11 protein-coding genes are annotated in these 12529 nt (G+C 64.9%); 10 read left to right on the top strand and 1 reads right to left on the bottom strand.

Translation table 11 applies throughout. The annotated features are described in order from the left end of the window. The first annotated feature begins 156 nt into the window (after positions 1-156). Positions 157-1263: a Gfo/Idh/MocA family protein gene (locus tag ACFQU1_RS13170; protein WP_378133196.1), complete on the top strand. Its 1107-nt coding sequence runs from the start codon at positions 157-159 to the stop codon at positions 1261-1263. Between the two features lie 10 nt (positions 1264-1273). On the opposite strand, the gene ACFQU1_RS13165 is transcribed toward ACFQU1_RS13170, so the two are convergent. After that, a complete protein-coding gene (locus ACFQU1_RS13165) occupies positions 1274-2173 on the bottom strand; it encodes a LysR family transcriptional regulator (protein WP_378133194.1) in 900 nt (299 codons plus the stop codon). Positions 2174-2293: 120 nt separating this feature from the next. Between ACFQU1_RS13165 and ACFQU1_RS13160 the strand changes: the two genes are divergently transcribed. From ACFQU1_RS13160 to ACFQU1_RS13120, 9 genes are all read left to right on the top strand, one after another. Further along, positions 2294-4201 carry a TRAP transporter large permease subunit gene (locus ACFQU1_RS13160; RefSeq protein WP_378133192.1) on the top strand — a complete coding sequence of 636 codons (1908 nt, stop codon included), beginning with the start codon at positions 2294-2296 and terminating at the stop codon, positions 4199-4201. 30 nt (positions 4202-4231) lie between these two features. Continuing rightward, positions 4232-5263 carry a TRAP transporter substrate-binding protein gene (locus ACFQU1_RS13155; protein ID WP_378133190.1) on the top strand — a complete coding sequence of 344 codons (1032 nt, stop codon included), beginning with the start codon at positions 4232-4234 and terminating at the stop codon, positions 5261-5263. 77 nt (positions 5264-5340) lie between these two features. Next, positions 5341-6072 carry a dienelactone hydrolase family protein gene (locus ACFQU1_RS13150; RefSeq protein ID WP_378133188.1) on the top strand — a complete coding sequence of 244 codons (732 nt, stop codon included), beginning with the start codon at positions 5341-5343 and terminating at the stop codon, positions 6070-6072. A 72-nt stretch (positions 6073-6144) separates the two neighbouring features. Continuing rightward, on the top strand, positions 6145-6900 hold the full coding sequence (locus tag ACFQU1_RS13145) for an alpha/beta fold hydrolase (protein ID WP_378133186.1): 756 nt from the start codon (positions 6145-6147) through the stop codon (positions 6898-6900). Continuing rightward, positions 6897-8810 carry a TRAP transporter large permease subunit gene (locus ACFQU1_RS13140; RefSeq protein ID WP_378133184.1) on the top strand — a complete coding sequence of 638 codons (1914 nt, stop codon included), beginning with the start codon at positions 6897-6899 and terminating at the stop codon, positions 8808-8810. Before ACFQU1_RS13145 ends, ACFQU1_RS13140 begins: the two co-directional genes overlap by 4 nt. 43 nt (positions 8811-8853) lie before the next feature. Next, complete coding sequence (locus ACFQU1_RS13135) at positions 8854-9864, top strand: TRAP transporter substrate-binding protein (RefSeq protein ID WP_378133182.1); 1011 nt, start codon at positions 8854-8856, stop codon at positions 9862-9864. A 22-nt stretch (positions 9865-9886) separates the two neighbouring features. Beyond that, positions 9887-10861: a D-2-hydroxyacid dehydrogenase family protein gene (locus ACFQU1_RS13130; protein ID WP_378133180.1), complete on the top strand. Its 975-nt coding sequence runs from the start codon at positions 9887-9889 to the stop codon at positions 10859-10861. Between the two features lie 33 nt (positions 10862-10894). Continuing rightward, on the top strand, positions 10895-11638 hold the full coding sequence (locus tag ACFQU1_RS13125; RefSeq protein ID WP_378133178.1) for an HpcH/HpaI aldolase/citrate lyase family protein: 744 nt from the start codon (positions 10895-10897) through the stop codon (positions 11636-11638). 13 nt (positions 11639-11651) lie between these two features. Next, positions 11652-12407: a 2-keto-4-pentenoate hydratase gene (locus ACFQU1_RS13120; protein WP_378133177.1), complete on the top strand. Its 756-nt coding sequence runs from the start codon at positions 11652-11654 to the stop codon at positions 12405-12407. The last annotated feature ends 122 nt before the right edge of the window (positions 12408-12529 follow it).

Below are 12529 nucleotides of genomic sequence, written 5' to 3'. Positions count from 1 at the left end.
ATCGGCAGAACCGATCATAACTTGCCAGAATAATCGATTTTTCTCCCCCGCCTTGCGCTGGTAAACAACCGTCCAGCGGGCGCAGCCCGCTCTTCTCGTCGGTGCGTGTTCTGCGGGCCGGCGGTATGATTATTTCAATCCACAGGGGCAGTGCATATGGCGACCAGTGACATCGGGCTCGGCATCATCGGGCTGAGCCCGGAGGGATCGTGGGCCGGCAGAGCGCATGTTCCCGCCCTCAAGGCCGTTCCGGGTTATGAGATCCGGGCTCTGGCGACGTCGCGGCCCGAATCCGCGGCGCAGGCCGCGGAGATCTATGGCGTGCCGCTCGCCTTCCACGATCCGGCGGAACTCGTCGCGCGGCCGGAAGTGGATGTCGTCGTCGTGGCCGTTCGCGTCCCCTATCACCTCGAGCTGGTGAAGGCGGCGCTCGAAGCCGGCAAGATGGTCTATTGCGAATGGCCGCTCGGCAACGGCCGTGCAGAGGCGGAAACCTTGGCCGCGCTCGCCGAGAGCAAGGTCATTCCCGCCTATGTCGGTCTGCAGGGGCGTTCCTCCCCCGCAATTCGCTATATCCGCGACCTCGTCGCTTCGGACCGGATCGGCGAGGTCATCTCGTCGACCCTCGTCGCCTCGGCCGGTGCCTGGGGCGCCACCATCGAGCCACGGCTGGTCTATGGCCTCGACCGCAAGAACGGCGTCTCGATGCTGACGGTCCAGTTCGGCCACACGATCGACAGCTTTTGCTGGTGCCTCGGCGAGTTCAAGGGATTGTCCGCCACGTTGGCGACGCGCTATCCGTTCCCCAAGCGCACGGACACGGGCGAGAAGGTGCCGAAGACGATCGATGATCAGATCGCGATCACCGGCATCCTGGACAACGGCGCGGTGGCTGCGGTCCACTATCGCTCGGGCATCTCGCAAGCGGCCAATTTCTTCTGGGAGATCAACGGCAGCAAGGGCGATCTCGTCATCACGAGCACGTCGGGACGCCTGCAATACGCCGATTTGCGTATTCAGGGCACGAGCCGCACCACCGGCGCCCTCGAATCCCTACCCGTGCCGGAGAGCTACAAGCTCGTCGCGGACGCCGCCCCATCCGACATGTTCTATACGCTGGCCCATGCCTATGCGCTGATGCGCAGCGACATCAAGCTCGGCACGACGCATGTGCCCACTTTCGCCGACGCCGTCGTCCGCCATCGCATGATCGAGGCGATCGAGCACGCGTCCGAGACGGGCTCTCGGCAGAGCTATCGGTAAGCCAGGGCCTTTACTTGAACAGCTGGTGGTGGGCGATCAGCTCCTTGGTGAGGTCGACGATCGCCTGAAGATTGGGACCGAACTGCGCGATCTGGTAGCAGAGCGTCACACTATGCGCCCCGACTGCCGGATTGACCGGAACGCGCACGATGCGCCCTTGCGCCAGTTCGTCGGATACGACCCGGATGGGAACGAGGCCGATCGCGAAGCCGCTGCGGATCATCATCAGTGTCACCGAGAGGCTGTTGCAGGTGCTGACCCGCTGGGGAACGGCCCCGCCCTGGGCGAACCAATTGGTCATCGTCGTGTAGAGCCGCGCCGTTTGCGGGCTGACGATGAGGTGATAGGCCGCAAGCTCGGCCGGCGTCAGCGTGCCCGACGGCACGTCCATGTCGCTGCTCGCCACCCAGGCGAGCTCATTGCGGCCGATCGGCACCTGATGCACGTGGTTGGCGACCCCCGGCTCGGAGATCACGGCCAAATCGAGCTGGTGGTCGTTCAAGAGCCCGCTCACCATGGTGGTATCGCCGACGATGACCGAGGTCTTCAGCTTCGGATAGCGACGCTCGAGCCGCCGCATCAGATCCGTCAGGCAGATCAGACCGAAGCTCTCGCTCACGCCGATGCGCAGCAGGCCGAGCAGCGGATCGCGGCGCTTGAAGCGAACCACAACGTCGTCGGCCGTCTGCAGCAGGCGGTCGGCATATTCGAGCATGGCATGCCCCTCTGCCGTCAGCGTCACGCGCGGTCCGTTGCGCGTGAAGAGCTCGACCTCGAGCGTCGCTTCGAGATCCCTGATCCGCTGGGAAATGCTCGGCTGGGTGATGCCGACATGCCGCGCCGCTGCATGAAAGCTGCCGAGGCGAGCGATGCGCTCGAAGGCGCGGATCTGAGCGAGGGTGATTGTCATGATAGGATCATACTATCGCAATGGCTGCAAACAATCGATTTTTTCTGGCAATGGCAACCTGCTATGGCTGATCATCGCCTCTGACGGCGACCATCGCATCAACCGACCATCAAGGCGGACATGAACACAACATTGACCAGGGAGGAAGGGCCGGACTTCGCGCTCGAAGAGGCTGCGTTCGGACCGACCGTCGCGCCCATCGCCTTGCCGCGCTGGCTCGAAATGCTCGACGGGCTCGTGCTCGCGCTGCTCAACATCGCGCTCGCTTTCGAGGTCGTCCTCGTCTTCGCCAATACTTTGGCGCGCACGATGTTCGGCACGCCGATCCTGCTCGGCATCGAGGAGACCTCGCAGCTTCTTCTGATTGTCGTCGCCTTTCTCGGCGGTGCGATCGCCTATCGCCGCGGCGATTTCATGTCGATCAAAATCGTGGTCGACAACATGCCGGAGAAGGTGAAGAACTTTCTCACCGCGGCCAGTGAGTGGATCACCATCGTCAATGCGCTCGTGATCGGCGTATTCTCGATCCCGCTCATCCAGATGAATGCCGGGGCCAAGACCACGATGCTCGGCCTCGACATGATCTGGCTGACCGTGCCGATGACACTCGGCGCTGCGCTCTTCGTCATCTTCGCCTTGATCGCGCTGTGGCGGGTGCCCCGTTCGGCGTCGATTAGCGCGGCAGTCGTGGTCGCGGCGCTGCTGGCGGCGATCCTCCTGAGCAAGGACGCGGCCTGGATCGACACCTCCTGGTACTATATCTATCTGCTCGCCCTCTTCGTCGGCCTCCTCGTCATCGGCGTGCCGATCGGCTTCGTGCTCGCCTCGGTGGGTCTCGGCGCGATCGTCGTCACCGATGCTGCGCCGATGGCGGCGGTCGCGATGAACGCCCAGCGGGGCGCCGGCGGCTTCATCTTTCTGGCGCTGCCCTTCTTCATTCTGGCCGGCTTCATCATGGACCGCGCCGGGATCGGGGCGAAGATCGTCGACTTCCTGGCTTCCCTCATGGGCCATCTGCGCGGCGGCATGCTGCAGGTCATGATCGTCGGCATGTATATCTCCTCGGGCATCTCCGGCTCGAAGGCTGCCGACATGGCGACCATCGGCATCCCGATGAACCGGCTGCTCAACAAGCGCGGCTATTCGAAGCCCGAATGCGCGGCCCTGCTCGCCGCCTCCGCCGCCATGGGCGAGGCCATTCCGCCGAGCATTGCCGTGCTGGTGCTCGGCTCGGTCACATCCGTCTCGACGGGGGCCTTGTTCCTGGCGGGCTTCCTGCCGGCGGCGACGCTCGCCGCCAGCCTGATGCTGCTTGTCTATGTCCGCGCCCGCATCTCCGGCTGGGAACGGAGCGAGCGGGCCCCTCTCAGCATCGTCCGCTCAAGCGGCAAGGCGGCTATCCTGCCGCTCCTCATGCCGGTGGTCCTCGTCGGCGGCATCGTCGGCGGCGTGGGCACACCGACGGAGGTCTCCACCTTCGCCGTGGTCTACGGCATCGTGCTCGGCATTCTCTATCGCAAGATCAAGCTGCGCGACATGTGGTCGGTGCTCAGCGAGAGCTCGATCCTGAGCGGCATGATCTTCTTCACCCTCGCCGGCTCGACCGTCTTTTCCTGGGCGCTGTCGCTCGAAGGCGTTCCGCAGGCGATTGCCGATGCGGTCGGCGATCTCGGGCCGTCGCTCTTCCTGCCGACAGTCATCGTCCTGACGATCCTCATGGGCGCGCTGCTCGAAAGCCTGGTCACCATCGTGATCCTCGGCCCGCTGCTGCTGCCGGTCGCCCTGCATTTCGGCATCGATCCGCTGCAATACGGCATCGTCATGGTCGAGGCCTTCGGCATCGGCGGCATCCTGCCGCCCATCGGCATCGCCCTCTACGTCTCCTGCACGATCTGCCGCACACAGGTGGAAAAGGCCATGCGCCCGCTCACCTGGTACCTCGTCGTGATGTGCGTCGCGCTTCTGCTCGTCGCCTCGGTGCCCTGGATCACCACGGCGCTGCCGACTGCTTTCAACATGAAGGGATGACCCGCCAAGCGGGCCTATTGGGAGGATAGAATGACAAAGATCGACGATCGCCCCATCATCGGGCTGACGCAGAGCCGCCGCGACATCATCCGCCTCGGCGCCGGAGCGGCTGCCGGGCTCATCGCCGCGCCGGCGCTCGCGCAGCGGCGCTCGCGCGTCAAGCGCCTTCGCTATGCGCATTCCACGCCGACCACCCACGGCTGGCACATCTGGGGCGAGCAGTTCAAGGCGGCCATCGAGAAGAAAACGTCCGGTGCCGTCGAGGTCACGATCTATCCGAATGCCCAGATGGGCACCGAGCGCGACATCGCCCAGGCGGTACGCCTCGGCTCTCTCGAAATGGGCGGTGTCGGCGTCGCGCTGATGAACTGGGTGCCCGACTTTTCGGTGACCGACGCGCCGTTCCTGTTCCGCGATCGCGCGCAGTGCTATGCGGCGCTCGACGGCGAACTCGGCACCGAGCTCAAGCGCCGGGCGCTCGAGAAGGGCTTTCGTGTGGCCGGCTGGCACGACCTCGGCTCGCGCTCGATGACCAACAACAAGCACCCCATCAACACCGCCAAGGATTTGGCGAGCCTGAAGATGCGCGTGCCGGATTCGAAATCCTATGTAGCGATGATGCAGGCGCTCGGCGCCTCGATCGTCACCATCGACCTCAGCGAGCTCTATCTCGCGCTGAGCCAGGGCGTCGCCGACGGGCAGGAGACGCCGCTGCCGGTCGTGAGATCCAACAAACTCTACGAGGTGCAGAAACACATCTCGAAGACCGACCACGTGCTGACGACCTCTTACGCAATCGTCAATCCCGCGGCTTACGACGGGCTCAACCCCGACGAACAGCGCGCTTTCAACGAAGCTGCCGATGAGGCGACAAAGTATTTGCGAGCCTACACGCAGAAGGACGAGCAGGAGACGCTTGCCTTTCTCAAGGCGAACGGCATGGAAGTGAATGCCACGCCGGACGTGGAGTCCTTCCGGGTCGCCTGCTCCAAGGTCGTGACGGACTTCCCCGATCTGTTCCGTCCCGAGCTCGTGAAGATGGCGCAGGCGGCGCGCACCTGACACGAACGAAACCACGCCAGACGACGACGGCGCGCCGTGCCGTCGTCGCACTTCTTATGCAGCATTGAGGCTAGGCCATGTACGAGAAAGACGTCCTGGTTACGACGAAATACGGCCGGCAGCACGCTTTCGTTGCCTGTCCGGATGAAAACGGCAGCTATCCGGCGGTCATTCTTTATATGGATGCGCCCGGCTTCCGCGAAGAACTGCGCGACATGGCCCGGCGCATCGCCAACCACGGCTATTACTGCATGCTGCCGGATCTCTACTACCGGCTCGGCACCCTGCGCTTCGACGTGGCGCGGCGCGACCCTGCCATGTCGGTGGTCATCCGCGGCGCCATGAACAGCCTCACCAATCAGATGGTGGCGGAGGACACGCGCGGCATGATCGCCTTCCTCGACGCCCAGAGCCAGGTGAAGCCCGGTCCGCTGGGCTGCGTCGGCCATTGCATGAGCGGCTCCTTCGTGACGACCATCGCCGCCCAGTTCCCGCGCATGAAGGCGGCTGCCTCGCTCTATGGTGTGGACATCGTCACCGATCGCGACGATTCCCCTCATCTCCTGGTCGATAAGGTCCAGGGCGAGCTCTATTTCGGCTTCGCCGAGGTCGATCCGGCCGTGCCGGAGAACGTCGTGCCGGATCTGCGCGCCGCGCTCGACAAGGCCGGCACGAAATACACCATCGAAACCTATGCCAAGTCCCACCACGGCTTCTGCTTCGCCGCGCGGCCCGACTACGACGCGGTTGCGTCCGAGAAGGCCTGGGAGGTCCTGTTCGACCTCTGGGACCGCAATCTGAAGCAATGAACGGCCGCTAGGCCACTGAACACGTCACAGGCGCAAGTCAACACGCGTAAGTTACCGTTTGGAGGATGCTCGATGGCTTTGCTGCCGATCGATAAAGGCGAGCTCTATTATGAAGTGTCGGGCAAGGGCTATCCCGTTCTTCTCTTTGCGCCGGGCTTCTTGAGCTCGCGCATCGAGCGCTGGCGGAGCAATCCCTCGAAGCCCGGCCTGCCGCAGGCCTGGCGTGATCCGATCCCGGTGCTGGAGCCGCATTTCACGGTCATCGCCTTCGACGTCCGCAATGCCGGCCAGTCCTGGGCGGAGATCGGGCCGGACTACGACTGGCATTCCTATACGGCGGATCATCTGGCTCTCCTGCGTCATCTCGGCGTCAGCCGCTGCCATGTCATGGGCGGCTGCATCGGCGTTTCCTTCGCCTTCGCGCTGGAGGAGGCAGCACCCGGCACCGTCTCGGCGCAGGTTCTGCAAAACCCGATCGGCCTCTCCGATACCAACCGCGCGGCGGTCGACGAGGAGGTCGCGCAATGGGCTGACAAGGTCGGTCAGCGGCCGGATGTGGACCCTGCGCTGCTGAAGGCCGCGGGGGAGCGCATGTTCGCCGGCGATTTCATCTTCAGCGTCACGCGCGACTTCGCCGGACGCTGCAATGTGCCGTCCCTGTTGATGCCGGGTGACGACACCATGCATCCGGTCACGGTCTCCGCGGATATCGCACGCCTGACCGGCGCCGAGGTGCTGTCGCCCTGGAAGGGTCCCGACCATCGCGATGCCGCCGTCGAGCGCACGCGCGACTTCTTCCTCGAACACACGCCCGGAGCTTCACGATGAGCACGGTCGGCGCCACGGCCGAAGCCGGCATCGACCTGCCGCCCATGGAGACGGCAGGCCTCGACGTGCCGCGCCATCGCCTGCGGCGTCCGCTCGATGCGCTCGCCACCGCGGTCGAGACCGTCGTCATCCTCGCCGTTCTCGTCAATATCCTCGTGACCTTCGCGAGCACGCTGCTCCGCTACGTGGTCAGCCAGGACCTGCCTTGGGCCGCAGATGTCTCCACCCTGCTCATGTCGATCGTCACCTTTCTCGGCGCACCCGCTTTCCTGCGGCGGACGACGGGGATGGCCTATACGGCACTCATCGACCAGATGTCCGGCCTGAAGCGGGACGTGCTGCGGGGCTGCGGCCTCCTCAATGTCATCCTGCTCTGTCTGCTGTCGCTCTCGGTCTATCCCGCCTTCTTCGCTGCCCAGACGCGTCAGGTTCTGCCCGTTCTCGAACTCAATATGGGCAGCGTCGCGATCTGGCTCGGCGTCGGGCTCGTGCTGATGATCATCTATACGCTCGAGAAGCTCGCCGGCATCACCGCCAAGGCGCTCGCCATCGCGCTCGTCATTACGGCAGCCCTCGGCGTTCTCGTTCTTCTCTTGCGCAGCGGCTATTACTCGGGCGCCATCGAGATCGATCCCTTCCTGCCCATCTTCGGCTTTCTCGTTTTCGGCTTCATCTCCGGCACGCCGATCCCGATCATCCTCGCCTCGGGCGGCGCGCTCTTCATGGTGATGACGGGAGATGCGCCGCTCGTCGCCATCCCGGCCGCCTATCAATACGGCATCAGCAGCTTCGTCCTTCTCGCCATTCCCTTCTTCATGGCGGCCGGCTCGCTGATGGACGTCACCGGCATGGCCCGCAAGCTGATCGACATGGTCCAGGAATGGGTCGGTCATTGGAAGGGCGGCCTGCTCATCGCCGAGGTGCTCGCAACTTACGTCTTTTCCGGCGTCAGCGGCTCGAAGGCGGCCGATATCGCCACCGTCGGCTCGGTGATGAAGGCGCCGATGCGCGAGCGCGGCTATCCCTCCACCGAATTCGTCGCGGTGCTCGCGGCCTCCGCCGCCATGGCGGAGACGGTCCCGCCATCGGTCGCCATGCTGATCCTCGGCTCAGTGACCAGCCTCTCGGTCGGCGCGCTGTTCATCGCGGGCTTCCTGCCGGCTGCCATTCTCGCCATTGCGCTCATCATCGCCGTCGTGCTGCGCAGCCGCAAGGGCAACTGGCAGAAGGGGCCGCCCTTCAGCCTGAAGCGCGCGCTGCTCAGCGTGCCGCCGGCCCTGCCGGCCCTCGGGGTTCCGGTCATCGTCATCGGCGGGCTCGTCGGCGGCGTCGCCTCGCCGACCGAGTCCTCCTCCTTCGCGGTCGTCTACGGTTTCCTCGCCGCACTCTTCTTCTATCGCTCGGTGAAACTGTCGAGCTGTTGGCTCGCATTGCGCGAGGCTTCGCTCGTCTCCGGCATGGTCTTGCTGATGGTCGGCATGGCCAATCTCCTGGTCCAGGCGATCGTTATCGACGGGCTCGGCGTGACCTTGGCCAATGCCTTCGCAGGCACTGCCCATCCGACGGTCTTCCTGTTCCTGAGCGTCGCGGCGCTCATCGTCATCGGCTTCGTCCTGGAAGGCTTTCCCGCCATCCTGATCGCCGCTCCCATCCTGCTGCCGCTCGCCGAGAAGCTCGGCGTCGATCCGCTGCAGTTCGGCATTCTGATCATCATGGCGACCGGCATCGGCGTGATGATGCCGCCGGTCGGCATCGGCTTCTACATTGCGTGCACCATCGGCGAAGCGCCCGTGAACAAGGCCATGCGGTCGTCCTACTACTACAACATCTTTCTCATCCTCGGGCTCGTCGTCGTCATCCTATTCCCGCAGATCACGACATGGCTGCCCACGCTCTTCGGGATGCGCTGACGCCATGGCTAGAGAACGCCAACCAATATCCAGGGAGGACATCATGAACACATCGCATTCGGCCGGCAGCCGCCGGACATTCCTGAAGCTGTCGCTCGCGGCGGGGGCTGCGGCCATCGCCTCGCCGGCGATCGCCCAGCGCGCGCGGACGCTGCGCTTCGGCAATCCCCAGCCGACGGGCTCCAATTATCATCAGGCCATGATGATCTTCGCCGACGAGGTGGCGAAGCTGTCGTCGGGCAAGCTCAAGATCGAGACTTTCCCGAATTCCCAGCTCGGCAGCATCAAGGAGATGCTGACCTCCGTTCAGCTCGGGAGCCTCGCCTTCACCAATGCGACGCCTGCCTGGTACTCCAATTTCATTCGGCAGATGGACGTGTTCACCCTGCCCTTCCTGGTGTCCTCGCCCGACAAGCTCAGGGCCTCGCTCGACACGCCCTTCGGCGGCCATATCAACGACCTCGCCGAAGCGGCCGGCTTCAAGATCCTCGGCACCTGGCTCATGGGCGCGCGGCACATGGTCAATAACATCCGCCCGATTCACACGCCGGCGGATGTCGCCGGCCTCAAGATCCGCGTCATCTCCAGCCAGGTCTATCTCGCGGCCTTCCGCGCGCTCGGCGCCAATCCCGTCGCGCTCGATTCTGCCGAAATCTATCTCGCGATGCAGCAGAAGGTGGTCGACGGCCTCGAATATCCGCTGCGCGATCTGCTCGACGTGAAGCTCTACGAAGTCTCGAAATATGTGTCGCTGACCGCCCATGTCACGGACTTCTTCCTCGTCTCGATGAACAAGGGCCTGTGGGACGGCCTGAGCAAGGAGCAGCAGGAAATTCTCAACGCGGCCATGAAGACCTCCATGGACTGGGAATGGAAGGTCCAGCCGGAGGCGACGATCGCCGCGCTGGAGAAGCTCAAGACGCTGATGGCCGTCAACGACATCACGCCCGAGCACCGCAAGCTCTTCGTCGACGCGACGAAGCCGGTCTATCAGCAGTTCGAAGAACCGATCGGCAAGGACCTCCTGGCCCAGGGCATCGCGGCCCTGAGCTGAGCCGCGACCCGGCAGAAAAGGCATGAGGATGAAAATCGCCGTATTGGACGACTGGCAGGGCGTGGCCAAGACGAGCGCCGACTGGTCGGGGCTCAGTGCCCGCGCCGAGATCCGCTTCTTCGAGGATGCCGTCGCCGACGAGGACGCGGCGGAGGCTCGGCTCGAAGACTTCGACGTCATCATGTCGATGCGCGAGCGCACCCCCTTCCCTGCCAGCCTGATCGCCCGATTGCCGAAGCTCAAGATGCTGAGCGTCACGGGTGCGCGCAACAAGTCCGTCGATCTGAAGGCGCTCGCGGCGCGCGGCATCGTCGTGACGCGCACCGAGGCGGGTGAGGACGGCTCTGCGACCGCGGAGCTCGCGCTCGCCCTCATGCTGGCCGCCGCACGGCGGATCGCGGCCGGCGATGCCTCGATTCGGGCCGGCCGCTTCCAGGAGGGCATCGCGCCGGGCTTCACCCTGCGCGGCCGGACGCTCGGGCTCGTCGGGCTCGGGCGTCTCGGTTCCTTCATGGCAAGCTACGGCCGGGCGCTCGGCATGTCCGTGCTTGCCTGGAGCCCTAATCTCACGCCCGAGCGGGCCGAGGCCGGCGGCGCCCAGTGGGCCGCCAAGGATGACCTTCTCGCAAGAGCCGACGTGGTCAGCCTGCATATGGTGCTGGCGCCGACCACGATCGGCATCATCGGTGCGCGCGAGCTGGGGCTGATGCGCCCCGGCACGATCATCGTCAATACCTCACGCGGTCCGCTCATCGAGGAGACGGCGCTTCTCGATGCGTTGAATGCCGGCAGGATCATCGCGGCGCTCGACGTCTATAACCGCGAGCCGTTGCCGGCGGACCATCCGCTGCGCCGCGCGCCCAACACGGTGCTCTCGCCGCATCTCGGCTACTGCGTCCAGGAGAATTTCGCCGTCTTCTACCGACAGTCCGTCGAGAACGTGCTCGCCTTTCTCGACGGAAAGCCGCCGCTTCGGCCGCTGACGGACGGCGCCTGAAACCCTCATTCCAACGCCTCAAGGGCCCTCGACATGAATTACAAGACGCTGAGATTGAGTCCGAACGCGGTCAAACGGGCCGCTGCGAGCCGCGAAACCATAAAGGGCTGCCATCTCACCTTCGCCGCTCCGCCGGTGATCGAGGTGCTCGCCTCGCTCGGGCTCGATTTCATCTATCTCGACGGCGAGCACGGCACCTTCGATTTCAAGGACATCGAAACCGCCTGCCTCGCCGCGGAGCGCCACGACCTCGTGCCGATCGCCCGCGTGCCGGACCGCACCGCGCCGACCATCACGCGCTTTCTCGACCGTGGCGTGCGCGGTATTGTCGTGCCGCATGTGAACTCGGTGGCCGACGCCGAGGAGGCGCTCGACGCGATCTATTTCTCGCCGACCGGCAACCGCTCCTTCGGCGGCGGCCGCCCCTTCTTCACGGCCATCGACGATCTGCCCAAGCACCTCGTCGACTGCAACAACGACGTCTCGGTCGGCATCATGATCGAGAGCGTGGCGGGGCTCGAAGCTGCCGACAAGATCGCCGCCCTGCCGGGTGTGGATTATCTGAGCTTCGGCCTCAATGATCTTGCGCAGGCCCTGGGCTTTCCCGGCGAGCCGAGCCATAAGGAGGTCGCCCGGCAGGTGGAGGCGGCCGCCAACCGCATCCGCGCGGCCGGCAAGCCGATCCGGGAGGATTTCATGAAGATCGCCTGGATCAATCAGGTTCTTCTGGCCGGAATGCGGGAGCTCATGGCGCGCCCGACCGCCCTGCCCTATTGATCGGAGCATTGCCGTGCAACCTACCGCAATCATGACGGCGGCGAATCTTCTGGCGGATGCACGCCGGCAAGGGCGTCCGCTCGCGGCGCTTCCCGACGACGTCCGCCCCGCGACCTTCGCCGATGCGGCCGCCATTCAGGTGGCGACCGTTCGTGTGCTCCGCGATTCCGTCGCCGGTTACAAGGTTGCCGGCTCCGATCCCGCCGAGGTGATGTGGGGTGCTGTGCTGAGGTCCCGCCTCAAGCCGGCCCCGGCCGTCTTTGCCGCCACCGAGGTACCGTTGCTCGGGGTCGAGGCGGAGATCGCTTACCGGCTCGAGGACGACTTCACCGCCGCCGACCGGAGTATAACGCTCGCCGACTTCGACCGGCGTGTCAGCGTCCTGCCGGCCATCGAGGTGGTGGATACGCGCTTCACGAGCTACACGGACACGCCCCTGCTCGATCGCGCAGCCGACTTCATGTCGAACGGCGGGCTCGTCTATGGCGAGCCGTGGGCGGATGCCGCTTCACACGATCTGGTGAAGCTCGCGATCACCTTCCGGGCAGGGGACACGCTCCTCTCCGATACGGTCGGCGGCAATGCGGCCGGCGATCCGCGCCTGCCGGCGCTCGCCTTCATCCAGGCGCCCGGCCGTCCGGACCTCCTGCCGCGCGGCACGATTATCACCACGGGCGCTTATAGCGGCCTGCAATATGCCAAGGCCGGCGACGTGGTCTCGGCCAAATTCGCTGGCTACGGCGAGATCACGGTGACCTTGTCGGTTTGAAAGCCCTCCAGGACTAGCTGATACGTGCTTAAACTCATCGGTGTAGAGCGATGGTCATCCCGGGGCGTTGTGCAGCAACGCGCCCGGAATCCAGAACCGATGCGGGACAACGGATGAGGCAG

This window comes from Chelatococcus sp. GCM10030263, from assembly GCF_042666455.1.
Taxonomy (GTDB): Bacteria; Pseudomonadota; Alphaproteobacteria; order Rhizobiales; family Beijerinckiaceae; genus Chelatococcus.
The sequence above is the reverse complement of the archived record's forward strand: the minus strand, read 5'-3'. Positions and strand labels throughout refer to the sequence as shown.

Bases quoted from the DNA above. Each gene is read 5' to 3' on its own strand.
- ACFQU1_RS13170 (WP_378133196.1), top strand. From the start codon at position 157: ATGGCGACCAGTGACATCGGGCTCGGCATCATCGGGCTGAGCCCGGAG.
- ACFQU1_RS13165 (WP_378133194.1), bottom strand. From the start codon at position 2,173: ATGACAATCACCCTCGCTCAGATCCGCGCCTTCGAGCGCATCGCTCGC.
- ACFQU1_RS13160 (WP_378133192.1), top strand. From the start codon at position 2,294: ATGAACACAACATTGACCAGGGAGGAAGGGCCGGACTTCGCGCTCGAA.
- ACFQU1_RS13155 (WP_378133190.1), top strand. From the start codon at position 4,232: ATGACAAAGATCGACGATCGCCCCATCATCGGGCTGACGCAGAGCCGC.
- ACFQU1_RS13150 (WP_378133188.1), top strand. From the start codon at position 5,341: ATGTACGAGAAAGACGTCCTGGTTACGACGAAATACGGCCGGCAGCAC.
- ACFQU1_RS13145 (WP_378133186.1), top strand. From the start codon at position 6,145: ATGGCTTTGCTGCCGATCGATAAAGGCGAGCTCTATTATGAAGTGTCG.
- ACFQU1_RS13140 (WP_378133184.1), top strand. From the start codon at position 6,897: ATGAGCACGGTCGGCGCCACGGCCGAAGCCGGCATCGACCTGCCGCCC.
- ACFQU1_RS13135 (WP_378133182.1), top strand. From the start codon at position 8,854: ATGAACACATCGCATTCGGCCGGCAGCCGCCGGACATTCCTGAAGCTG.
- ACFQU1_RS13130 (WP_378133180.1), top strand. From the start codon at position 9,887: ATGAGGATGAAAATCGCCGTATTGGACGACTGGCAGGGCGTGGCCAAG.
- ACFQU1_RS13125 (WP_378133178.1), top strand. From the start codon at position 10,895: ATGAATTACAAGACGCTGAGATTGAGTCCGAACGCGGTCAAACGGGCC.